Here is a 23,362-nt window from a genome sequence, read left to right as displayed (position 1 = left end):
AGGGAGGATCGACTGGTCTTCTCTTTTTATAGCTTGATATCCCTGTTAGAAAGCTGGTAGGCGATTTGTTTGTGCCTGAGAAGGTCTTTTGTTTCTGGAGCAAATATGGTAGAATGATAGCTACGAGAGAAGGAGGTTTTTATGGAGAGAGATAGATTGGTTCGACTCAATTGGAGACTGGGCATGCTGGCAGGAGTGACCTTACTTTTTGGGCCTGTCCTACGATTTTTGCTATCCTACACTGGGGCTCTCATCTATAAAGATCCTTCAAAGATGTTGGTCGTAACGGTTGCCTTTTCCTTGCTCCTGACATTTTTTAAAATTCTGGTAATCGCATTAGGCACTTTTATGCTAATCTATTTTGAAGAAGACCAACAACTTCGAAAGTTGCCTTCTATTCTATTTATCATTGGTGGCGTGATGGGATTTCTTTCAGCGACCGAGTGGATAGGAGGATTTCTAATCATTAAAGGAGCTGTTTCTTTTGCCAAATTTTTGAAAGAATTCTATGGCCTTGTCTGATAGTCTAGTGAAACAACCCATTTGTGTACTGACATCAAAAAGTTAGACAAATAATTTAGGTGAAGGATTTAGTTCTGTATTGCACAGGGCTAAGTGCTTTTCAAACTCTACTAGTTTTGCATCTTACTTCTGGTGGAACACATGTTGTCAGTGTGGTAGTATTTGAAAAAGCTAATCTTGAAAATTGCAAAGAAACAATTGAAGGTCTAATTCATAATCGTTACAATGATACTAATGTAACTAAGAAAACTGATCGCTTGATTGATGCTTTAAATAACAAATAATTGCAATCGTTTCTTGATTGAATATCGCGAATTAATAATAACTAGATGAGAGGACACTGTTCTCTCTTTTTAGTTGATTTTAACTAGCTTTTTTGTGAAAAATTGTGTAAAATAGAATAGATAAATGAGGGCAACCTCGAAAAATTAAAGGAGAATCCATCTAATGGTAAAATTGGTTTTTGCTCGCCACGGTGAGTCTGAATGGAACAAAGCTAACCTTTTCACTGGTTGGGCTGATGTTGATTTGTCTGAAAAAGGAACACAACAAGCGATTGACGCTGGTAAATTGATCAAAGAAGCTGGTATCGAATTTGACCAAGCTTACACTTCAGTATTGAAACGTGCGATCAAAACAACAAACTTGGCTCTTGAAGCGGCTGACCAATTGTGGGTTCCAGTTGAAAAATCATGGCGCTTGAACGAACGTCACTACGGTGGTTTGACTGGTAAAAACAAGGCTGAAGCTGCTGAACAATTTGGTGATGAGCAAGTTCACATCTGGCGTCGTTCATACGATGTATTGCCTCCTGCAATGCCTCGTGATGACGAATACTCAGCACATACTGACCGTCGTTACGCTTCACTTGACGACTCAGTTATCCCAGATGCTGAAAACTTGAAAGTGACTTTGGAACGTGCCCTTCCATTCTGGGAAGACAAAATCGCTCCAGCACTTAAAGATGGTAAAAACGTATTCGTAGGAGCTCACGGTAACTCAATCCGTGCCCTTGTAAAACACATCAAACGCTTGTCAGACGACGAAATTATGGACGTGGAAATCCCTAACTTCCCACCATTGGTATTCGAATTTGACGAAAAATTGAACGTAGTTTCTGAATACTACCTTGGAAAATAATCTATAAACAGAAAGCCTAGGAATCCTAGGCTTTTTTGTTTTTGCTTCTAGTTTTCAACTAGTTGAAAAAGCGTTATAATGATAGTAAAGAGTGACTTGATTGTAAGAAAAGTAGATATGCTCGAAGCCCTGAAATCAGTAGAGTAATTCACGGTTTTAAACAGTAAATCAGTTGACAAAGTCTCTGCTTCTTGGTAGAATAAGAACTGTCGTAAAGACAAATAACTTCTTCTTGGTTACAGGCATGCCAACCTGTCACTCGGATGAAGCCAAATAAAAAGGAGAAACATCATGGCAATCTCAAAAGAGAAAAAAAATGAAATCATCGCACAATATGCACGTCACGAAGGTGATACAGGTTCAGTAGAGGTTCAAGTTGCTGTCCTTACTTGGGAAATCAACCACCTTAACGAACACATCAAACAACACAAAAAAGACCACGCTACTTACCGTGGATTGATGAAGAAAATCGGTCGCCGTCGTAACTTGCTTGCATACTTGCGTAAAAACGACGTTAACCGTTACCGTGAGTTAATCAACTCTCTCGGACTTCGTCGCTAATCTTGCGTCTAAAACGTTTCTATACTTCGTTGGCTTCAGCTCGATGTACCATTAGTACAATCTTCGCCTCGTCGCCTTGTCTATAAACGTTTTATCCAGCAAGAATCATGATGCTAAGGGCGTTAAAAATACGTATGAAAATAGGGAAACGACACAGTGTTCGATGAACACAAGGAGTTTCATCTTTTTCACTAGGATTTTAGCCCGAGCTCAAATCAAGCTCTTTGGTTTCAGAGAGCTTTTTTACTTTTGTCACCCTACCTCGATATACTAAAGTATTATCTTCGGTTACGGTTTCTAGCACTGTAAGGTAAAATAAACCAAATCATCTCCCTTTGGGGAGATTTTTTGTTTCACTAGGATTCTGGCTCTAGTTCAAATCAGCTCTCTGTTATCAGAGGGCTTTTTTATTGAGGTTTTATCGGTCACAATTTTGGAGACTACAAAAACTCAACTGGGAGTCGCTCTTCCAAAGGAAACGTTTTATCGGTCACAATTTTGGAGACTACAAAAACCCATAGTCACACCATATTATTTCCGTGTATGTTTTATCGGTCACAATTTTGGAGACTACAAAAACAAGGTCGCTGTTCCAGGCTGCTAGTGATTTGTTTTATCGGTCACAATTTTGGAGACTACAAAAACCCATCATTACCGGCAAATGCACCATGTCGAGTTTTATCGGTCACAATTTTGGAGACTACAAAAACAGATGTTGACAAGTAGTTTTTCTATAGATGGTTTTATCGGTCACAATTTTGGAGACTACAAAAACCTGCATCTGTCACAACTTTTACGGTAACTTGTTTTATCGGTCACAATTTTGGAGACTACAAAAACCGTGTTTTGATGTCTTTTCTTTGCGCGTATGTTTTATCGGTCACAATTTTGGAGACTACAAAAACCTCAAATGGTATCAGCTAATGACACCATGAAGGTGCGCAGTTACTCGGCTTTTCAAGCCGAGTAACTGTCTGCAAGCCCCCTCGGAGAGCCCACACTTTACGAAGTAAAGTATAGTATGTTATACTTTACATGGAAGTAGTCACCGAATTCCAGTTAGAAATTACTTTGTAACTACGTTTTGAGGAGGAGTAAAATGCTTTCCTACGTTCGACATTACCCACTAGCGATAGCTAAATTAATGTGTCTGTGCTCTCCTAAAATCTGCTGATTTATTACTGACTAATACAGGAGGTTTTTATGGGACAGACAATCCTATCTGCTATTGGTGTTTATATTTCCACCAGTATCGATTATTTAATTATTTTAATTATTTTATTTGCACAGCTATCACAGAATAAACAGAAATGGCATATTTATGCGGGGCAATATCTAGGCACAGGCTTACTTGTAGGGGCGAGTTTAGTTGCTGCTTATGTCGTTAATTTCGTGCCTGAAGAATGGATGGTTGGATTGCTTGGTTTAATCCCTATCTATTTAGGGATTCGCTTTGCAATTGTTGGAGAAGGTGAGGAAGAAGAGGAAGAAATTATTGAAAGATTAGAACAAAGCAAGGCAAATCAACTGTTTTGGACAGTTACATTGCTGACAATTGCGTCTGGCGGAGATAATTTAGGTATCTATATACCTTATTTTGCTTCGTTAGATTGGTCACAGACCCTCGTGGCGTTGCTTGTGTTTGTAATCGGCATAATTATCTTTTGCGAGATTAGTCGGATGTTATCCTCTATTCCGTTAATATTCGAGACAATTGAAAAATACGAGCGAATCATTGTGCCCATAGTATTCATTCTACTTGGACTATATATCATGTATGAAAATGGCACGATAGAGACTTTTCTGATCGTGTAGATTTTTTTGTTTCACTAGGATTTTAGCCCGGGTTCAAATCAGCTCTCTAATTTTAGAGGGCTTTTTATGTTGTCACCCTACCTCGATATACTCAAGTATTATCTTCGGTTACGGTTCCTAGCACTGTAAGACCAACTATATTTATTTTTCTCATCTTGTTCCATTGTTGAAAATATGCTATACTTTTCATGAGAATTTTCTAAATTTTTAAGATTCTATCAAAGGAGGTTTGCATGCTTTCCAAATTTTCTGGAAGCCGACAAGACCAGCAATTTGTGTTACTTTTAGTTATTTTGCTAGGTATTTTAGGGATTTCTCTCTTTCTAGCAGTTTCAATGGGATCTGTTGCGATTGATCTAGGAGATACCTATCGGATTATTTTGAGCAGATTGGGATTTCCTCTTGAGATAGGAGAGGTTTCCAAGTCTACTCTTGCCATTGTATGGAACATGAGATTCCCCCGAGTATTGCTGGGTCTGATAGTAGGGGCTGGTCTGTCTATGTGTGGTAGTGTGATGCAGTCCACAGTGAACAATCCCATTGCAGAGCCCTATGTCTTAGGCATCTCTGCGGGTGCAACTCTAGGAGCAACCTTAAGCATCATTCTTGGTTTAAAATTGGTGATTAGCCTTGGAGCTTTCCTTGGAGCTATTTTGGCAACAATCGCTGTCCTTATCATTGCCTCTATGCAGGGAAGGATGACAACATCTAGTCTGATCTTATCAGGAACGGTGGTCAATGCTCTCTTTCTGGCTTTTTCAAACTTTATTATCTCAGTCGGCGCTAATGCGGACAGTGTGATGACCATTAAGTTTTGGACCATGGGCTCGCTTGCAGGGACTACTTGGTCTGACTTAGTCCTGCCAACTATAGTAGTAGGATTGGCCTTTCTATTTTTCGCTACCCAGTATCGTGTTTTTAATGCGATGATGATGGGAGATGAGGCTGCTTTAACTTTGGGAATTCCCTTACGCTTCTATTGGTATCTTTACGTGACCGTGGTGGCTGTGCTGACAGCTGTCTTGGTGGCGACTTGTGGGATTATTGGATTTGTTGGTCTGATTACTCCTCACTTAGCTCGAGGGTTAGTGGGAACGAATTACAGGAGGCTTTTTCCTATTGCGACCTTCCTGGGTGCCCTCTTTGTGGTCTGGGCAGATGTACTCTCTCGTGTCATCATTCCAAATGCTGAGCTGCCGATTGGTATTTTCACAGCCTTAGTAGGTGCTCCCTTCTTTATCTACATTGTTGGAGGTAGGCGAAGGGAGGTGAGGGTCTGATATGGACTTGATTTGTCAGGATGTCCACTTTGGACTAGGAGAGAAAAAAATCCTCAAAGGAGTTTCTCTTAAGGTTGATGGGCATCAATTTCATACGATATTAGGGCCAAATGGAAGTGGAAAAACCAGCCTGCTTAAACTCCTCTATCGTCAGGAAAAGGCGGACAAAGGCTTGATAAGCTTAGATGAAAAGCCTTTGGAACATTGGTCACTCAAAGAAACAGCCAAGCAAATGGCAGTTGTCACCCAGTTTAATCAATTGCAGTTTGATTGTACAGTTGAGGAAATCGTCTTGCTGGGCAGAACGCCCCACCTCTCTTTTCTACAAAAGGAAAAGGAAAGAGATTATGTCCTCGTTCAAGATGCCCTCGTCAAGGTGGATATGCTTGAGAAAAAAACTCGTCTCTATTCGTCTCTGTCAGGGGGGGAGAAACAACGAGTCTTATTAGCCCGCGCCTTGGCGCAAGAACCGTCTCTCTTGCTCCTGGACGAACCAACCAATCACCTGGATATCAAGTATCAACTAGACTTGCTGGCCATTGTGAAGAATCTCAAGGTCAATGTTTTAGCTGTCCTACATGATATTCAACTTGCTTGTCGCTATTCGGATTATCTCTATCTGATGAAAGAGGGAGAAATCCTTTACCAAGGGACTCCAAAGGAGACCATCACCCCTGAGTCATTGCAAACTGTATATGGAGTTCAAAGTCAGGTGACTTGGACTGAGGATCAGCAAGCCATGATTCACTATTTATAAGAAAGAAAAGGAAAACAAAATGAAAAAAACACTAAGCATTTTACTCGTAACAGTAGCTACCCTAACCATGGCAGCTTGTGGCAACACTACCACTGAAAAGGCTACCACACAATCTAGCACAGAAACAAGTCAAAAGGCCAGCACAGAGACGACTTATCCGTTAACGGTCAAGACCTATGATGCTAAGGGAAATGAAGTCGAACAAGTCTTTGACAAGGCACCTGAAAAAGTTATCACCAACAATCTGTCAACCACTGAAATCTTATTGGAGTTAGGCTTGAAGGATAAAATTGCTGGCATGCTCAACCCTGACAATGCTGTAACAGACAAATACAAGGATGCGATTGCGACGATTCCTCAAATTGGGGACAAAAAAACAGTCTCACAAGAGACAGTCCTTTCTTATGAGCCAGATGCTGTGATGGGTCGAAACATGATGTTTTCTGAAAAATCCTTGGGGACAGTTAGCACTTGGAATGAAAACAAAATCCCAGTCTATACGCAAAAAGCTTCTCTCTCAACGATTCAGCAAGATTTGGGAAATATCGTAGAAGATGTCAAAAATCTTGGAATGATTTTCAATGTTCAGGACAAGGCTAATGAATACGCAGCTCAATTACAAGCTAAAATTGACGCTGTTAAGAAAGCAAACCCAGCAAGCCAAGGTGAAAAGAAAAAGGCTTTGATTATGGTTGCTTATAATGACGAAACCTTCGGTGCTTACAAGTCTGCTTTGCAAGAGAGCTTGTTGAATCAACTTGGTTATACCAACGTTGCAACGGGAACATCAGGCTTGACCTTGGAAAATCTCGTGTCAATGGATCCTGAGTTGATTATCTATGTGACCAGCGACCGCAATAAAAAATTGGATGCCAACGCAGTAGAGTTGATGAAGGCAAATGAAGTTTTGGAAAATGTTCCTGCAATTAAGAATCAAAAAATCATGACCATTTCTTACGATGAGTTGATGGACTATGGTCCAGCAGTGATTGATTCCCTTGAGAAAATCAATGACTTTATCAATAAATAATGAGTTTGATTGGGAAGGGATCCAAGTCAAGGTCAGCCTTCCTTCAACCTATGATCCCAATCAAATCTATCCAGCGATTCTCTTGAATGATGGAAACTTGGATTTTCTATCTTCCCTTTCAGAATCTGTGATTTTAGTGGGCTTGACCTCTAAAAATCGCCTAGATGACTACACTCCCTGGAAGGCACCTGCTCTGAGAGATGGAGCTCCAGATTTTGGCGGTCAGGCAAATGCCTATCATAGTCATTTATTTGGAGGTCTTTTAGACAAGTTGCAGTCGCTTTATCGCCTGGACAAAAATCGCCTTGCCTATGGGGGTTACTCACTAGGTGGTTTGACAGCAGTATACAGTCTTTTCCATTTTGACAAGGTCTCCTGTATCTTCTCTATCTGCGGTTCCTTTTGGTATCCTGATTTTGTGACTTACTGCAAGGAAGAAAAGGTGAGAAATTTAGATTGTTTGCTGTATTTACAGAACGGTCAAACAGAAGGAGCCCATCATACCAATCGCTTGGCTCAAGCACCAGTCTATGCTGAGCAGATCCATACTAGCCTTCAGAAGCACTATCCGGCTGGTCAGTTTGTCTTTGATTCTTATGGGCATCATGAGCAAGTGGTTGAGCGATTTCTAGTCTTTTCCAGCTGGTTGGCCCAAGAATGGGAAATTGCATAAAAGAAATATCCCTTGGTAAAAGCCAAGGGATAATTGTATTTTTTAACCAAGAGACTCTCTCTTCTTATCTGGATTCCAGATAAAGCTTGCGATGAAGGTAAAGATAATCGTTAGGATACCAACAATCACAGCAAGGAAGAGGGCAGGGATACGGACAAACCACCAGAGTGGATTTGGTTTTTTATCATTGTGCCATTGCTTGGTTTCTTCGTCCAAACGTTGGAATTCTGCTTGGATACGGTCTGCAACCATTTCAATCCCTTCATCATTCATTTTCTTGATGTCTGAGATATCGATTGGATTTCCAAAGTTCATATCGACACGTTCACGGCTAACCAAGCCCTTCAAGGTCATGGGACCGGTGTAGGTAACCGGCATGATACGGACCTTGGCCATTTTAGCAATCAAGGCAACTCCGCCTTTGACATCTGTCGAGTGGCGACTACCACTAGGAAACATGATAAGGGAACGGTCACTTTTTTTGAGAACATTGATAGGGTATTTGATAGCAGAGGCGCTAGGATTTTCCCGGTCGATAGGAAAGGCCCCACACATACGAATCCACCAGCCAAAGATGCGGTTGTTAAAAAGCTCTTTTTTAGCCATAAAGATGAACTGTTTTGGTTTGGTCGCAAAAGCCATGTAAACTGGATCCCACCAGGTACGATGAGGTGCGACCAGGATATAGTTTTCATCTTTACTAGGGATTTTATCAGTATTGTGGTAGTGGGCATTGCCGTTGATGGACCACAAAATTAGCATGACTAGTCCACGTAAATAAGTATAAAACATGAGATCTCCTTCGATTGTATTGCTTTTATTATTATACCTTATCAAAAGACTGCTGGCAAACTTTTTCAGTTATCAGCCAACAGTTTTAGATTGAATTAGAATTCTTTTAAAAAAAATGATATGATAGAATTTATGGATAAAAATAAGATAATGGGATTAACCCAAAGAGAAGTCAAGGAAAGACAGGCTCAAGGTTTGGTCAATGACTTTACCGCATCAGCCAGTACCAGTACTTGGCAAATCATCAAACGAAATGTTTTTACACTTTTTAACGCATTAAACTTTGTTATTGCCCTAGCGCTTGCCTTTGTGCAGGCTTGGAGCAATCTGGTCTTCTTTGCTGTTATCTGCTTTAACGCTTTTTCTGGGATTGTGACCGAGCTACGAGCCAAACACATGGTGGACAAGCTTAATCTCATGACCAAGGAAAAGGTCAAAACCATCCGTGATGGTCAGGAAGTTGCCCTTAATCCTGAAGAATTGGTTCTAGGAGATGTCATTCGTTTGTCTGCCGGAGAGCAGATTCCTAGTGATGCTCTGGTTCTGGAGGGTTTTGCGGAAGTTAATGAAGCTATGTTGACTGGTGAAAGTGATTTGGTGCAAAAGGAAGTGGGCACCTTGCTTTTGTCTGGAAGTTTTCTAGCCAGTGGATCAGTTTTGGCTCAAGTTCACCATGTTGGGGCAGAAAACTATGCTTCTAAACTCATGCTGGAGGCCAAGACCGTTAAACCCATCAACTCTCGCATTATGAAATCGCTGGACAAGCTAGCAGGTTTTACTGGGAAGATTATCATTCCCTTTGGTCTGGCTCTCTTGCTAGAAGCTTTGATTTTAAAAGGCTTGCCTCTCAAGTCTTCTGTAGTGAATACTTCGACAGCACTTTTGGGTATGTTGCCCAAGGGAATCGCCCTTTTGACCATCACTTCGCTCTTGACTGCGGTGATCAAGCTGGGCTTGAAAAAGGTCTTGGTGCAGGAGATGTACTCTGTTGAGACCTTGGCGCGCGTGGATATGCTCTGTCTGGACAAAACGGGCACCATCACCCAAGGAAAGATGCAGGTGGAGGCCGTTCTTCCTTTGACCGAAGAGTATGGTGAGCATACGATTGCCAGCATTTTGACCAGCTACATAGCTCACAGTGAGGATAAAAATCCAACAGCCCAGGCTATTCGCCAGCGTTTCCAAGGAAAGGTTGCTTATCCTATGATTTCCAATCTGCCTTTTTCTAGCGACCGCAAGTGGGGGGCTATGGAGTTGGAAGGGCTAGGGACAGTTTTCTTAGGGGCGCCTGAGATGTTGTTGGACTCTGAAGTCCCAGAAGCCAGAGAGGCTTTAGAGAGAGGTTCACGTGTCTTGGTCTTAGCCCTTAGTCAGGAAAAACTAGATCATCACAAACCACAGAAACCGTCTGACATTCAAGCCCTGGCCTTGCTGGAAATCTTGGACCCGATTCGAGAAGGAGCAGCTGAGACGCTGGATTATCTCCGTTCTCAGGAAGTGGGCCTCAAGATTATCTCTGGCGACAATCCCGTTACAGTATCCAGCATTGCCCAGAAGGCTGGCTTTGTAGACTATCACAGCTATGTAGATTGCTCAAAAATCACAGATGAGGAATTGGTTGCCATGGCTGAAGAGACAGCAATTTTCGGACGTGTTTCCCCTCATCAAAAGAAACTCATCATCCAAACTCTGAAAAAAGCAGGGCATACAACAGCAATGACAGGGGACGGAGTCAATGATATCCTGGCCCTTCGTGAGGCAGATTGTTCGATCGTGATGGCGGAGGGAGATCCGGCGACTCGTCAGATTGCTAATCTGGTTCTCTTGAACTCTGACTTTAATGATGTTCCTGAGATTCTCTTTGAAGGCCGTCGGGTGGTCAATAACATTGCCCATATCGCACCGATTTTCTTGATTAAGACCATCTATTCCTTCCTGCTTGCAGTCATCTGTATCGCTAGTGTTCTTCTGGGACGGTCTGAGTGGATTTTGATTTTCCCTTTCATTCCGATCCAGATTACCATGATTGACCAATTCGTTGAAGGTTTCCCGCCATTCGTTCTGACTTTTGAGCGAAATATCAAACCTGTCGAATCAAACTTCCTCAGAAGATCCATGCTACGTGCCCTACCAAGTGCCCTTATGGTCGTCTTCAGCGTTCTTTTTGTCAAAATATTTGGAGCGAGTCAAGGTTGGTCTGAGTTAGAAATCTCAACCCTACTTTATTATCTCCTTGGGTCTATCGGTTTCTTATCCGTATTTAGAGCCTGCATGCCATTTACCCTCTGGCGTGTGATCTTGATTGTCTGGTCGGTAGGTGGCTTCCTGGCTACGGCTCTTTTTCCAACGATTCAAAAGTTGCTTGAAATTTCGACCTTAACTGGACAAACGTTTCCTGTTTATGGGGCAATGATGCTGGTATTTACGGTGATTTTCATTCTATCCAGTCGTTACCAAACTAGAAAATAAAGAAAGACCGCAATCTGTGTATTGCGGTCTTTTTAGGTGCAAGATTGCTAGCTGAAATATGGTATAATAAAAGGTAACAGAGTTTTGGAAAGAGAGAGAAGATGATTTCAAAGAGATTAGAATTGGTGGCGTCCTTTGTGCCCCAAGGTGCTGTGTTACTTGATGTGGGGAGTGACCATGCTTATCTGCCTATCGAGTTGGTAGAGAGAGGCCAAATTGAAGCTGCTATTGCTGGTGAGGTGGTGGATGGCCCCTACCAGTCTGCGGTCAATAATGTTGAATCTCATGGTCTAAAGGAGAAAATCCAAGTCCGTTTAGCCAATGGCTTGGCAGCTTTTGAAGAGACTGACCAAGTGTCGGTCATCACCATTGCAGGTATGGGTGGTCGTTTGATTGCGACCATATTAGAAGAAGGATTGGATAAGCTTGCGAGTGTAGAACGTTTAATTCTCCAGCCCAATAATCGTGAAGACGACTTGCGTATCTGGTTGCAAGAGAACGGTTTCCAGATTATAGCAGAAGGCATTCTAGAAGAAGCTGGCAAGTTTTATGAAATTCTAGTGGTGGAAGCGGGACAAATGGAGCTATCAGCTAGTGATGTTCGCTTTGGACCTTTCTTGTCCAAGGAAGTCAGCCCAGTTTTCGTTCAAAAGTGGCAAAAAGAAGCTGGTAAGTTAGAATTTGCCCTTGGTCAAATCCCAGAAAAAAATATGGAAGAACGTCAAGTTTTAGTAGATAAAATTCAAACCATCAAGGAGGTGCTCCATGCTAGCAAGTGAAGTAATTAACGCATATGAAGCCTTTTGCCCTCAGGAATTTTCAATGGAGGGAGACAGTCGTGGTCTGCAAATCGGTACTTTAGACAAGGATATCCAAAGGGTCATGGTGGCTCTGGATATTCGTGAAGAGACGGTGGCAGAGGCCATTGAAAAGGGTGTGGACTTGATTATCGTCAAGCATGCGCCGATTTTCCGTCCCATCAAGGATTTGGTCGCTAGTCGTCCGCAAAATCAGATTTACATTGATCTCATCAAGCATGACATCGCAGTTTATGTCAGTCACACCAATATTGACATCATTGAGAATGGTCTCAATGACTGGTTCTGCCAGATGCTAGGTATTGAGGAAACGACTTATCTGCAGGAAACAGGTCCAGAACGTGGGATTGGGCGTATTGGAAATATCCCGACTCAGACATTTGGGGAATTGGCTCAACATGTTAAGCAAATCTTTGGTCTAGATAGTCTTCGAATGGTGCATTATCAAGAGAGTGATTTGCAGAAGCCTATTTCAAGAGTGGCCATCTGTGGTGGCAGTGGGCAGTCTTTCTACTCTGATGCTTTAGCAAAGGGGGCAGATGTTTATATCACTGGCGATATCTACTATCATACAGCTCAGGATATGCTGTCTGATGGCCTGTTGGCATTGGACCCAGGCCACTATATAGAAGTGCTTTTTGTGGAAAAAATCGCAGCACTTCTTACTCAATGGAAGGCAGAAAATAGCTGGACTATTGATATCTTGCCTAGTCAGGCATCGACTAATCCTTTCCACCATATCTAGTTAGAAGGTGAAGACAATGAAAAGAGTAGCCATATTCGGAGCAGGGATTGTGGGGGCAACAGCTGCCTACTACCTCTCGAAAGAAAGTGACCTAGAGGTGACCGTTTTTGACCATGGTCAAGGTCAGGCTACCAAGGCAGCAGCGGGAATTATCAGTCCTTGGTTTTCAAAACGCCGTAATAAAGCCTGGTACAAGATGGCGCGCTTGGGAGCTGACTTTTATGTGGATTTGTTGGCTGATTTAGAAAAGTCTGGTCAAAAAATCGACTTTTATCAGCGTTCGGGAGTTTTCCTCTTGAAAAAGGACGAATCCAAGCTAGAAGAACTCTATCAACTAGCACTCCAGCGTAGGGAAGAATCTCCCTTGATAGGCCAGTTAGCCATTTTAGACCAAGCGTCTGCAAATGAATTATTCTCTGGCTTGCAGGGATTTGACCGCCTGCTCTATGCTTCTGGTGGAGCGAGAGTAGATGGCCAACTGTTAGTGAATCGTTTGCTAGAAGCCAGTCAGGTCAAGCTGGTCAAAGAAAAAGTGAGTCTGACACCTTTAGAATTCGGCTATCAGATTGGCGAAGAGGTGTTTGATCAGGTTATTTTGGCGACAGGAGCTTGGTTGGGGGACATTTTGGAACCTTTAGGATATGAGGTAGATGTTCGTCCCCAAAAAGGACAACTCCGAGATTATCAGCTCTCTAAAGACCTAGCATCTCACCCTGTTGTCATGCCAGAGGGGGAGTGGGATTTAATCCCTTTTGTAGGTGGGAAATTGTCCTTGGGCGCTACCCACGAAAATGATATGGGATTTGACTTGACGGTAGATGAAACCTTGCTCCAACAAATGGAGGATGCGGCCTTGCCTCACTATCCAGCCTTGGCAGAAGCTACTATAAGAGGTGAGCGAGTAGGAATCCGTGCCTATACCAGTGATTTTTCTCCATTTTTTGGGCAAGTCCCAGGCTTAGCAGGTGTCTATGCAGCTAGTGGACTAGGGTCATCAGGTTTGACAACGGGCCCTATCATTGGTTACCATCTAGCCCAATTGGTTCAAGATAAGGAGTTGACCTTGGACCCAGTAAACTATCCAATTGGAAACTATGTCAAACGAGTAAAAAGCGAATAAGATTTTACTGAAATTTTAGCCTACCTTCTAGGATGGCAAATGACATTCCCTATCAAAAATGATAAAATAAGAAAAAATAATCCGAGAATCGAGGAAAAAAGATGCAAGAAAAGATTTTGGTAACTGGCGGTGCCGGATTTATCGGAACCCACACTGTTATTGAATTGATCCAAGCAGGTCATCAAGTCGTTGTGGTGGATAATCTTGTCAACAGCAATCGTAAGAGTTTAGAAGTTGTTGAAAAAATTACAGGAGTTGAGGTGCCTTTCTATGAGGCAGATATCCGTGACACAGATACCCTCAGAGATATTTTCAAGCAGGAAGAGCCGACTGGTGTCATTCACTTTGCTGGTTTGAAGGCTGTTGGTGAATCAACACGTATCCCTCTTGCCTACTATGACAACAATATCGCTGGAACTGTCAGCCTTTTGAAAGCCATGGAAGAAAACAACTGTAAGAACATCATCTTCAGTTCTTCTGCGACAGTTTATGGAGATCCTCATACAGTGCCAATCTTAGAAGATTTCCCACTTTCAGTGACCAATCCATACGGTCGTACTAAGCTCATGCTAGAGGAAATTTTGACGGATATCTACAAGGCAGACTCAGAATGGAACGTGGTCTTGCTTCGTTACTTCAACCCAATCGGAGCGCATGAAAGTGGAGATTTGGGAGAAAATCCAAACGGTATTCCAAACAACCTCTTGCCTTATGTTGCGCAAGTAGCAGTTGGTAAACTAGAGCAAGTGCAAGTGTTTGGAGATGATTACGATACGGAAGATGGGACTGGTGTTCGTGACTATATCCACGTTGTAGATCTAGCCAAAGGTCACGTTGCAGCTTTGAAAAAACTTCAAAAAGGTTCAGGTCTTAATGTTTATAACCTTGGAACAGGTAAAGGTTACTCAGTTCTTGAAATTATCCAAAATATGGAAAAAGCAGTGGGACGTCCTATTCCTTACCGCATCGTAGAACGCCGCCCAGGTGATATCGCTGCCTGCTACTCAGACCCTGCAAAAGCCAAAGCTGAACTGGGATGGGAAGCAGAACTCAGTATCACGCAAATGTGTGAAGACGCATGGCGTTGGCAAAGCAAGCATCCAAATGGATTTGAAGACTAAGATGATGATCTCAATCATTGTCCCATGTTTAAACGAAGAGGAAGTACTTCCTCTTTTTTATCAGTCTGTTGAAGCACTGCTTCCAGAATTGGGAGCAGAGATCGAGTATGTCTTTGTGGATGACGGGTCTAGCGATGGAACCTTAGACTTGCTAAAGGCCTATCGGATGCAAAATCCTGCGGTACATTACATTTCTTTCTCGCGAAATTTTGGGAAAGAAGCAGCTCTGTATGCAGGCTTACAGTATGCAACTGGAGACTTGGTGGTCGTGATGGATGCAGACCTCCAGGATCCTCCTAGTATGTTGCTCGAAATGAAGGCCTTACTAGACCAGAATGCAGACTTAGACTGTGTTGGGACACGGAGAACTAGTCGGGAGGGAGAACCCTTCCTTCGAAGCTTCTGTGCCAATCTCTTTTACCGCCTCATGCAAAAAATTAGCCCAGTAGCCTTGCCCTCGGGTGTCCGTGATTTTCGGATGATGAGAAGGTCTGTGGTGGATGCTATTTTAGCCTTGACCGAATCCAATCGTTTTTCTAAGGGTCTCTTTGCCTGGGTTGGTTTTCGAACGCACTATCTTGACTATCCAAATGTCGAAAGACAGGCTGGCAATACCAGTTGGAGTTTTAGGCAGCTCTTTTTCTACTCGATTGAAGGGATTCTCAACTTTTCAGATTTTCCCTTAAGTATAGCCTTTGTAGCGGGACTCCTATCTTGTTTTATTTCTTTTGTGATGACTGTTTTTGTGGTGTTTCGGACCCTTATCTTGGGAAATCCGACATCTGGCTGGACCTCTCTGATGGCTGTCATTCTCTTTCTTGGAGGAATTCAACTCCTGACCATTGGGATTCTAGGCAAGTATATCAGTAAGATTTATCTAGAGACCAAAAAAAGACCACTCTATCTCGTTAAAGAAAAAAGTGATCTTTCTATTTTTGAAGGAAAAAATAGCCGGAAAAGACTATAATTTTACCTAGAAATATGCTAAACTAGTAGATGAAGGGATTAAAGTGATAAAAAGAATCTACAATATCAATCTCCCTTTTAAACTATGACGGATCTTTTAGAAGTGCACGTGTAGGACAATTTTTGATGGCCTCTAGAACATCGCTGGTCTCAGTGATTTCTCTTTGCAATTCAACTGGATCATCATAAAAGCGAACGATTCCATTATCGTGATAATCAAAGAGTTCAGAATAGGTTTGGCAAAGCCCACAGGCGATGCATCGTTCAGGTATAAGTGTGAGTTTCATATTTATATTGTAATAAGAAAGTTTAAAAAATACAAGGAGTAAGGTATGGAAAAAGAACCATGGCAAGAAGATATTTATGAAAACAATGAGGAAGAATCAAGATCGGAACGTCGTCACCGTAAACAAAAGGGAAAAGGTGTTGTTGCCAATCGTGTCTTGACAGTTCTAGCTAGCCTCTTCTTTGTAATCGTTGTAGCAATGGTTGTCATATTGATTTACCTTTCTACTGGAGGAAGCAACCGCACGGCTGCCTTGAAGGATTTTTATGATCCTTCAGCACCTGCTAGCAGTTCCACTTCAAAAGTGGAAGAATCATCCTCTTCAAGTAGCAAGGTAGAGGAAACAGCTTCTTCTGAATCAACACCTTCACAGAGCAGTTCGGAAGAACATACTACAGAGGGTGAAGGAACACTTACAGTACAGCCTGGAGAGGGAGAAGCAGCTCTTGCACAACGTGCAGGGATTTCCATTGCCCAGTTGGAAGCTTTGAATCCTTCTCATATGTCATCTGGCTCTTGGTTTGCTAACCCAGGTGATGTCATCAAGACAAGATAGGAGTCGGAAATGAAGACAATTCAAATTGCTATTGATGGTCCTGCTTCCAGTGGTAAGAGTACGGTCGCAAAGATCGTCGCAAAAGATTTTGGCTATACTTATCTCGACACGGGTGCTATGTACCGTGCTGCTACCTATATTGCCATCAAACACCAAGTAGATGCTGAAACTGTAGACCAACTTCTTCATCTCCTTGACCAACATCCCATTAGTTTTGGGCGTTCGGAGGCAGGTGAACAACTTGTCTTTGTTGGTGATGTAGATATTACCCATCCGATTCGTGAAAATGAAGTGACCAACCAGGTTTCAAGCATCGCTGCCATTCCAGAAGTGCGTGAGAAACTGGTCTCTCTCCAACAGAAGATTGCCCAGCAAGGTGGTATTGTCATGGATGGACGTGATATCGGGACAGTTGTTTTACCACAAGCTGAACTCAAGATTTTCCTAGTAGCCTCTGTTGAAGAAAGAGCAGAGCGTCGTTACAAGGAAAATATTGCTAAAGGGATTGAGACGGACCTGGAAACTCTGAAAGAAGAGATTGCGGCACGTGATTACAAAGATAGTCATCGCGAAACCTCGCCTCTCAAACAAGCAGAGGACGCAGTTTACCTCGACACAACTGGATTGAGTATCCAAGAAGTAGTCGAAAGAATTGAATCAGAAGCAAAAAAATATATGTCCTAGGGACGAGAGGAGCAGGCTAAATGAAGCCTGCTCCTTTTCTCTCTTTTGCGCGCGTTTCAAAACAGCCTTTTTGGGAGAATTTTGATAAAATAGTAGTATCAATAAAAAGGACGGAAGCATGACAAAGAAAATCGTAGCCATTTGGGCCCAGGATGAAAAAGGTGTGATTGGGAAGGAAAATCGTCTCCCTTGGCATTTGCCGGCAGAGTTGCAACATTTTAAGGAAACAACTTTAAATCATGCTATACTGATGGGACGAGTGACCTTTGATGGTATGGGACGTCGTCTGCTTCCAAAACGGCAAACCCTGATTTTAACGCGAAATAGCGAAGAAGTCATAGATGGGGCGCTCGTATTTCAAGATGTGGAGTCTGTTTTAGCGTGGTATCAGAGTCAGGAAAAAAATCTCTATATCATTGGCGGAAAGCAGATTTTTCAGGCTTTTGAGCCTTATTTAGATGAAATCATCGTGACACAGATTCATGCTCAGGTGGAGGGAGATACCTATTTCCCTGAGGAGTTTGACTTGTCTCATTTTGAGACAGTAGCAAGCAAATCTTACACCCGAGATGAGAAAAACGACTATGATTTTACCATCGAATACCGAGATAGAAAGGAAGTCTAATGGAGCGCAGTATATTTGGATTTTTTACAGCTTTTTTGTGTGTGATCTGTATTTTGACTGGAGCACAGGCTTTTCGTAAGAAGCGCTATGGACTGTCTGCCTTACTCTGGTTGAATGCTTTTACCAATCTGGTAAACAGTGTCCACGCTTTTTATATGACCTTATTTTAGATAGAATGATAAATTAGAATGGAAGGAAATCATGCCTACAAATAGGAAAAATGATATGATGGTTTATTGCTCATTTTGTGGCAAGAGCCAAGAAGAAGTAAAGAAAATAATCGCTGGGAACAACGCCTTTATCTGTAATGAATGTGTGGAATTGGCCCAGGAAATCATTCGGGAGGAGTTGGCCGAGGAAGTTTTGGCAGACTTGTCTGAAGTACCAAAACCAATCGAACTCCTCAATATCTTAAACCACTATGTGATTGGTCAAGATCGTGCCAAACGTGCCTTGGCAGTGGCTGTATACAATCACTATAAACGCATTAATTTCCACGATACGCGTGAAGAGTCAGAAGATGTGGATTTGCAGAAGTCAAATATCCTGATGATTGGTCCAACTGGTTCAGGGAAAACTTTCTTGGCTCAGACTTTGGCTAAGAGCTTGAACGTGCCTTTTGCTATTGCAGATGCGACAGCTCTGACTGAGGCTGGGTATGTGGGTGAGGATGTGGAAAATATCCTCCTCAAACTCCTGCAGGCTGCTGACTTTAACATCGAACGTGCAGAGCGTGGGATTATTTACGTGGATGAAATTGACAAGATTGCCAAGAAGAGCGAGAATGTGTCTATCACACGTGACGTTTCTGGTGAAGGGGTGCAACAAGCCCTTCTCAAGATTATTGAGGGAACTGTCGCTAGCGTACCGCCTCAAGGTGGACGTAAACACCCGCAACAAGAGATGATTCAAGTGGATACTAAAAACATCCTCTTCATCGTGGGTGGTGCTTTTGATGGCATCGAAGAAATCGTTAAACAACGTCTTGGTGAAAAAGTTATTGGCTTTGGACAGAATAATAAGGCGATTGATGAAAACAGCTCCTACATGCAAGAAATCATTGCAGAAGATATTCAAAAATTCGGTATTATCCCTGAGTTGATTGGACGCTTGCCTGTCTTTGCAGCTCTTGAGCAATTGACGGTTGATGACTTGGTTCGCATCTTGAAAGAGCCAAGAAATGCCTTGGTCAAACAATACCAAACCTTGCTTTCTTATGATGACGTTGAGTTGGAATTTGACGACGAAGCCCTTCAAGAGATTGCCAATAAGGCCATCGAACGCAAAACGGGTGCGCGTGGTCTTCGATCAATCATCGAAAAACCATGCTAGACGTTATGTTTGAAGTGCCAAGTCAAGAAAATGTGAAATTGGTCCGCATCACAAAAGAAGCTGTCGATGGAACGGAAAAACCAATCCTAGAAACAGCCTAGAGGTGACCATGGAAATCAATACACACAATGCTGAAATCTTGCTCAGTGCGGCCAATAAGTCTCATTATCCGCAGGATGAACTGCCAGAGATTGCCCTTGCAGGGCGCTCCAATGTTGGGAAGTCCAGCTTTATCAACACCATGCTCAACCGCAAAAATCTCGCTCGTACATCAGGGAAACCTGGGAAAACCCAGTTACTCAACTTCTTCAATATTGATGACAAGATGCGTTTTGTGGATGTGCCTGGGTATGGCTATGCCCGCGTTTCCAAAAAGGAACGTGAAAAGTGGGGCCGCATGATTGAGGAGTACCTAACGACTCGTGAAAATCTCCGTGCGGTTGTCAGTTTGGTGGACCTCCGCCACGACCCATCGGCAGATGATGTGCAGATGTATGAATTTCTCAAGTATTATGAGATTCCGGTCATCATCGTTGCGACTAAGGCAGATAAGATTCCTCGTGGTAAGTGGAACAAACATGAATCTGCAATCAAAAAGAAATTAAACTTTGATCCAAGTGACGACTTCATTCTCTTTTCATCAGTCAGCAAGGCAGGGATGGATCAGGCTTGGGATGCAATATTAGAAAAATTGTGAGGGAAAGAAATGGCAAAAACAATTCACACAGACAAGGCTCCAAAAGCAATCGGGCCTTATGTTCAAGGGAAAATCGTTGGCAATCTATTGTTTGCGAGTGGGCAAGTTCCTCTTTCGCCTGAAACTGGGGAGATTGTAGGAGAGACCATCCAAGAACAGACAGAACAAGTCTTGAAAAACATTGGTGCTATTTTGGCAGAAGCGGGAACGGACTTTGATCACGTTGTCAAAACAACTTGCTTCTTGAGCGATATGAACGACTTTGTTCCTTTTAATGAGGTTTACCAAACGGCCTTCAAAGAGGAATTCCCAGCTCGTTCAGCTGTGGAAGTAGCTCGTCTTCCTCGCGATGTGAAAGTCGAAATTGAAGTCATCGCAGAGATTGGATAAGCTAGTTGAAGTTTGGTTTTGCCAAACTTCTTTTGATATAAGGAGAGATAGATGACAAAAAAACAACTTCACCTAGTGATTGTGACAGGGATGAGTGGTGCAGGAAAAACCGTAGCCATTCAGTCCTTCGAGGATTTAGGATATTTCACCATTGACAACATGCCGCCAGCCCTCTTGCCAAAGTTTTTACAGTTGGTCGAAACCAAAGATGATGACCACAAACTGGCTTTGGTAGTGGACATGCGTAGCCGTTCTTTCTTCTCAGAGATTCAAGCTGTTTTGGATGAGTTGGAAAATCAAGATGATTTGGATTTCAAAATCCTCTTTTTGGATGCCAAAGATAAGGAATTGGTAGCCCGTTACAAGGAAACCAGACGGAGTCACCCTCTAGCAGCAGATGGTCGAATTTTAGATGGGATTAAGCTGGAACGTGAACTTTTGGCACCTTTGAAAAACATGAGCCAAAATGTGGTGGATACGACAGAACTTACCCCGCGTGAACTTCGTAAAACCATTGCTGAGCAATTTTCGGACCAAGAACAAGCCCAGTCTTTCCGTATCGAGGTCATGTCTTTTGGATTCAAGTACGGCATCCCTATCGATGCGGACTTGGTATTTGATGTCCGTTTCTTGCCAAATCCCTATTACCTACCAGAACTGCGCAATCAAACGGGGATGGATGAGCCTGTCTACAACTATGTCATGAAACATGCAGAATCAGAAAGTTTCTATCAGCACTTGCTTGCCTTGATTGAGCCGATTTTGCCAAGTTACAAGAAAGAAGGCAAGTCTGTTTTGACCATTGCAGTGGGATGTACAGGTGGACAGCACCGTAGTGTTGCCTTTGCCAAGCGAATCGCAGAGGACCTAGCTAAAAACTGGCCTGTCAATGAAAGCCATCGTGACAAAGACCGAAGAAAGGAAACGGTAAACCGTTCATGAGAAAACCTAAAATAACGGTGATTGGTGGAGGAACAGGTATCCCCGTCATTTTGAAAAGTTTGCGGGAAAAGGATGTTGAGATTGCAGCCATCGTAACAGTCGCCGATGATGGTGGATCTTCTGGTGAGTTAAGAAAGAATATCCAACAACTGACACCGCCTGGAGATCTTCGTAATGTTTTGGTGGCCATGTCGGATATGCCCAAGTTTTATGAGAAGGTTTTTCAGTACCGATTCTCAGAAGAGGCTGGCGCTTTTGCTGGTCATCCCCTAGGGAATCTCATCATCGCAGGCCTTTCTGAAATGCAGGGATCTACTTACAATGCCATGCAGCTACTAAGTCTCTTTTTCCATACAACAGGGAAGATTTACCCATCAAGTGACCACCCTTTGACGCTACATGCAGTCTTTAAAGACGGTTCTGAGGTGGCGGGTGAGAGCCATATTGCAGATCATCCAGGCATGATCGACCATGTCTATGTGACCAATACCTTGGATGATGAAACACCCCAAGCCAGCCGTCGAGTAGTCACTACTATTCTCGAGAGTGACATGATCGTCTTGGGTCCTGGTTCCCTCTTTACATCGATTTTACCCAATATCGTGATCGAAGAGATTGGACAAGCACTCTTGGAGACCAAGGCAGAAATAGCCTATGTCTGCAATATCATGACCCAACGTGGGGAAACAGAGCACTTTTCAGACAGTGACCATGTGGAAGTCCTCCATCGCCATCTAGGTCGGCCTTTTATTGATACGGTCTTGGTCAATATTGAAAAGGTTCCTAGAGAATACATGGATACCAACCGTTTCGATGAATATTTGGTACAGGTAGAGCATGATTTTGCTGGTCTTTGCAAGCAGGTTCCTCGTGTGATTTCTTCCAATTTCCTTCGTTTGGAAAATGGAGGAGCCTTCCATGATGGCGATTTGATTGTGGATGAATTGATGCGAATTATACAGGTGCGAAAATGAGTTTTACAGTTGCAGTAAAAGAAGAAATTCTTGGTCAGCACCATCTCAGTCGTCATGAATTATCAGCCATCATCAAGATGTCAGGTAGTATTGGTCTCTCAACTTCGGGCTTGACCCTGTCTGTTGTGACTGAAAATGCCAAGTTAGCTCGGCACCTTTATGAGTCCTTTCTCCATTTTTATGAAATCAAGTCAGAGATTCGTCACCATCAGAGAAGCAATCTTCGCAAGAACCGTGTCTATACGGTCTACACTGATGAGAGGGTACAGGAGCTTTTAGCTGATTTGCGGCTTGCGGATTCCTTCTTTGGTTTGGAGACGGGCATCGATCCTGATATTTTAGCAGATGAAGAAGCAGGTCGTGCTTATTTATGTGGGGCCTTTCTGGCAAATGGAAGTATCCGTGATCCTGAGTCTGGCAAATACCAGCTGGAGATCAGTTCTGTTTATCTGGACCACGCCCAAGGACTGGCCTCTCTCCTCCAGCAATTCTTACTGGATGCCAAGGTTATTGAGCGAAAGAAAGGTGCAGTTACCTATCTCCAGCGTGCAGAGGACATCATGGATTTCTTGATTGTGATTGGGGCCATGCAGGCGCGTGATAATTTTGAGCGCGTCAAGATTTTGCGTGAAACACGTAACGATCTCAATCGAGCCAATAATGCCGAGACAGCTAATATCGCTCGAACAGTTTCTGCCAGCATGAAAACCATCAATAATATCAGTAAAATCAAAGATAGAATGGGCTTGGAAAATTTACCCGTGGATTTGCAAGAGGTGGCTCAGTTGCGAATCCAGCACCCAGACTACTCTATCCAGCAGTTGGCAGATAGCCTCAGCAATCCCCTGACCAAGAGTGGTGTCAATCACAGACTGAGAAAAATAAACAAGATTGCTGATGAGCTATGAAGAGAGCACATAAGATAAGCGGATTTTAAGCTTCTATATATGTTTACGGGTATGAATTTGATAAAGAAGGGTGTACTCATGTTTTGAATTCTGGGGATATGAAAATAGTTGTACCCCCCCTTAATTCTTGGTACAATAGAACTAAATAAGTAGGTAGTA

25 protein-coding genes, 1 pseudogene and 1 CRISPR repeat array are annotated in these 23,362 nt (G+C 42.8%); of the genes and pseudogenes, 24 read left to right on the top strand and 2 right to left on the bottom strand.

Annotated elements, in window-relative coordinates; translation table 11 throughout:
* Positions 1 to 141 precede the first annotated feature (141 nt).
* From ACUW6H_RS04455 to ACUW6H_RS04415, 9 genes are all read left to right on the top strand, one after another.
* The gene (locus ACUW6H_RS04455) at positions 142 to 522 is read left to right on the top strand and encodes a hypothetical protein (protein WP_454361946.1); all 381 of its coding nucleotides are present in this window, start codon (positions 142 to 144) and stop codon (positions 520 to 522) included.
* A 59-nt stretch (positions 523 to 581) separates the two neighbouring features.
* The gene (locus ACUW6H_RS04450) at positions 582 to 806 is read left to right on the top strand and encodes a hypothetical protein (protein ID WP_454361944.1); all 225 of its coding nucleotides are present in this window, start codon (positions 582 to 584) and stop codon (positions 804 to 806) included.
* A gap of 163 nt (positions 807 to 969) precedes the next feature.
* Positions 970 to 1,662 carry a phosphoglycerate mutase gene (locus ACUW6H_RS04445; protein WP_000240125.1) on the top strand — a complete coding sequence of 231 codons (693 nt, stop codon included), beginning with the start codon at positions 970 to 972 and terminating at the stop codon, positions 1,660 to 1,662.
* 291 nt (positions 1,663 to 1,953) lie between these two features.
* Positions 1,954 to 2,223 (top strand): 30S ribosomal protein S15, encoded by a 270-nt coding sequence (gene rpsO / locus ACUW6H_RS04440; protein ID WP_001018251.1) that lies wholly within the window; start codon positions 1,954 to 1,956, stop codon positions 2,221 to 2,223.
* A gap of 415 nt (positions 2,224 to 2,638) precedes the next feature.
* A CRISPR array of direct repeats spans positions 2,639 to 3,128; the repeat unit is 35 nt; unit sequence GTTTTATCGGTCACAATTTTGGAGACTACAAAAAC.
* A 298-nt stretch (positions 3,129 to 3,426) separates the two neighbouring features.
* Positions 3,427 to 4,038, top strand: coding sequence for a CadD family cadmium resistance transporter (locus ACUW6H_RS04435; RefSeq protein ID WP_096422585.1), 612 nt, complete (start codon positions 3,427 to 3,429; stop codon positions 4,036 to 4,038).
* Positions 4,039 to 4,271: 233 nt separating this feature from the next.
* Positions 4,272 to 5,318 carry a FecCD family ABC transporter permease gene (locus tag ACUW6H_RS04430; RefSeq protein WP_454361821.1) on the top strand — a complete coding sequence of 349 codons (1,047 nt, stop codon included), beginning with the start codon at positions 4,272 to 4,274 and terminating at the stop codon, positions 5,316 to 5,318.
* A gap of 1 nt (position 5,319) precedes the next feature.
* A complete protein-coding gene (locus ACUW6H_RS04425; protein ID WP_454361819.1) occupies positions 5,320 to 6,075 on the top strand; it encodes an ABC transporter ATP-binding protein in 756 nt (251 codons plus the stop codon).
* A gap of 19 nt (positions 6,076 to 6,094) precedes the next feature.
* Positions 6,095 to 7,105, top strand: coding sequence for an ABC transporter substrate-binding protein (locus ACUW6H_RS04420; protein WP_268710588.1), 1,011 nt, complete (start codon positions 6,095 to 6,097; stop codon positions 7,103 to 7,105).
* Positions 7,086 to 7,778, top strand: coding sequence for an alpha/beta hydrolase-fold protein (locus ACUW6H_RS04415; protein WP_096406356.1), 693 nt, complete (start codon positions 7,086 to 7,088; stop codon positions 7,776 to 7,778). Before ACUW6H_RS04420 ends, ACUW6H_RS04415 begins: the two co-directional genes overlap by 20 nt.
* A gap of 42 nt (positions 7,779 to 7,820) precedes the next feature.
* Here the strand turns inward: ACUW6H_RS04415 and ACUW6H_RS04410 are convergent, their stop codons facing one another.
* The gene (locus ACUW6H_RS04410) at positions 7,821 to 8,570 is read right to left on the bottom strand and encodes a lysophospholipid acyltransferase family protein (protein WP_096406359.1); all 750 of its coding nucleotides are present in this window, start codon (positions 8,568 to 8,570) and stop codon (positions 7,821 to 7,823) included.
* A 132-nt stretch (positions 8,571 to 8,702) separates the two neighbouring features.
* Here ACUW6H_RS04410 and ACUW6H_RS04405 point away from each other — a divergent pair, with 132 nt between their 5' ends.
* From ACUW6H_RS04405 to ACUW6H_RS04380, 6 genes are all read left to right on the top strand, one after another.
* A complete protein-coding gene (locus ACUW6H_RS04405) occupies positions 8,703 to 11,039 on the top strand; it encodes a cation-translocating P-type ATPase (RefSeq protein WP_454361816.1) in 2,337 nt (778 codons plus the stop codon).
* 101 nt (positions 11,040 to 11,140) lie between these two features.
* Positions 11,141 to 11,818, top strand: coding sequence for a tRNA (adenine(22)-N(1))-methyltransferase (locus tag ACUW6H_RS04400; RefSeq protein WP_454361814.1), 678 nt, complete (start codon positions 11,141 to 11,143; stop codon positions 11,816 to 11,818).
* Positions 11,805 to 12,602: a Nif3-like dinuclear metal center hexameric protein gene (locus ACUW6H_RS04395; RefSeq protein WP_454361812.1), complete on the top strand. Its 798-nt coding sequence runs from the start codon at positions 11,805 to 11,807 to the stop codon at positions 12,600 to 12,602. The genes ACUW6H_RS04400 and ACUW6H_RS04395 overlap by 14 nt, the downstream gene beginning before the upstream one ends.
* Positions 12,603 to 12,618: 16 nt before the next feature.
* Positions 12,619 to 13,722 carry an NAD(P)/FAD-dependent oxidoreductase gene (locus ACUW6H_RS04390; RefSeq protein ID WP_454361810.1) on the top strand — a complete coding sequence of 368 codons (1,104 nt, stop codon included), beginning with the start codon at positions 12,619 to 12,621 and terminating at the stop codon, positions 13,720 to 13,722.
* 101 nt (positions 13,723 to 13,823) lie between these two features.
* Positions 13,824 to 14,843 carry a UDP-glucose 4-epimerase GalE gene (galE, locus tag ACUW6H_RS04385; RefSeq protein ID WP_454361808.1) on the top strand — a complete coding sequence of 340 codons (1,020 nt, stop codon included), beginning with the start codon at positions 13,824 to 13,826 and terminating at the stop codon, positions 14,841 to 14,843.
* Position 14,844: 1 nt separating this feature from the next.
* On the top strand, positions 14,845 to 15,810 hold the full coding sequence (locus tag ACUW6H_RS04380) for a glycosyltransferase family 2 protein (RefSeq protein ID WP_454361806.1): 966 nt from the start codon (positions 14,845 to 14,847) through the stop codon (positions 15,808 to 15,810).
* 82 nt (positions 15,811 to 15,892) lie between these two features.
* On the opposite strand, the gene ACUW6H_RS04375 is transcribed toward ACUW6H_RS04380, so the two are convergent.
* On the bottom strand, positions 15,893 to 16,096 hold the full coding sequence (locus tag ACUW6H_RS04375) for a ferredoxin (RefSeq protein WP_009755186.1): 204 nt from the start codon (positions 16,094 to 16,096) through the stop codon (positions 15,893 to 15,895).
* Positions 16,097 to 16,141: 45 nt separating this feature from the next.
* Between ACUW6H_RS04375 and ACUW6H_RS04370 the strand changes: the two genes are divergently transcribed.
* From ACUW6H_RS04370 to whiA, 9 genes and pseudogenes are all read left to right on the top strand, one after another.
* The gene (locus tag ACUW6H_RS04370; RefSeq protein WP_454361804.1) at positions 16,142 to 16,651 is read left to right on the top strand and encodes an SAG1386/EF1546 family surface-associated protein; all 510 of its coding nucleotides are present in this window, start codon (positions 16,142 to 16,144) and stop codon (positions 16,649 to 16,651) included.
* A 9-nt stretch (positions 16,652 to 16,660) separates the two neighbouring features.
* Positions 16,661 to 17,335 carry a (d)CMP kinase gene (gene cmk / locus ACUW6H_RS04365; RefSeq protein WP_096406377.1) on the top strand — a complete coding sequence of 225 codons (675 nt, stop codon included), beginning with the start codon at positions 16,661 to 16,663 and terminating at the stop codon, positions 17,333 to 17,335.
* A gap of 118 nt (positions 17,336 to 17,453) precedes the next feature.
* The gene (locus ACUW6H_RS04360) at positions 17,454 to 17,960 is read left to right on the top strand and encodes a dihydrofolate reductase (protein ID WP_454361801.1); all 507 of its coding nucleotides are present in this window, start codon (positions 17,454 to 17,456) and stop codon (positions 17,958 to 17,960) included.
* Between the two features lie 201 nt (positions 17,961 to 18,161).
* Positions 18,162 to 19,393 (top strand): annotated as a pseudogene (clpX, locus tag ACUW6H_RS04355) (ATP-dependent Clp protease ATP-binding subunit ClpX).
* 8 nt (positions 19,394 to 19,401) lie between these two features.
* A complete protein-coding gene (gene yihA / locus ACUW6H_RS04350; protein ID WP_000405203.1) occupies positions 19,402 to 19,989 on the top strand; it encodes a ribosome biogenesis GTP-binding protein YihA/YsxC in 588 nt (195 codons plus the stop codon).
* Positions 19,990 to 19,998: 9 nt separating this feature from the next.
* On the top strand, positions 19,999 to 20,379 hold the full coding sequence (locus tag ACUW6H_RS04345) for a RidA family protein (RefSeq protein WP_001140420.1): 381 nt from the start codon (positions 19,999 to 20,001) through the stop codon (positions 20,377 to 20,379).
* A 51-nt stretch (positions 20,380 to 20,430) separates the two neighbouring features.
* Positions 20,431 to 21,321, top strand: a complete 891-nt coding sequence (gene rapZ, locus ACUW6H_RS04340) for an RNase adapter RapZ (RefSeq protein WP_096406386.1) — start codon at positions 20,431 to 20,433, stop codon at positions 21,319 to 21,321.
* A complete protein-coding gene (locus ACUW6H_RS04335) occupies positions 21,318 to 22,295 on the top strand; it encodes a YvcK family protein (RefSeq protein WP_444817369.1) in 978 nt (325 codons plus the stop codon). Before rapZ ends, ACUW6H_RS04335 begins: the two co-directional genes overlap by 4 nt.
* Positions 22,292 to 23,203, top strand: a complete 912-nt coding sequence (gene whiA / locus ACUW6H_RS04330; RefSeq protein WP_042902710.1) for a DNA-binding protein WhiA — start codon at positions 22,292 to 22,294, stop codon at positions 23,201 to 23,203. The genes ACUW6H_RS04335 and whiA overlap by 4 nt, the downstream gene beginning before the upstream one ends.
* Positions 23,204 to 23,362 lie beyond the last annotated feature (159 nt).

This window comes from Streptococcus sp. 151470009-6 (assembly GCF_053628175.1).
The sequence above is the reverse complement of the archived record's forward strand: the minus strand, read 5'-3'. Positions and strand labels throughout refer to the sequence as shown.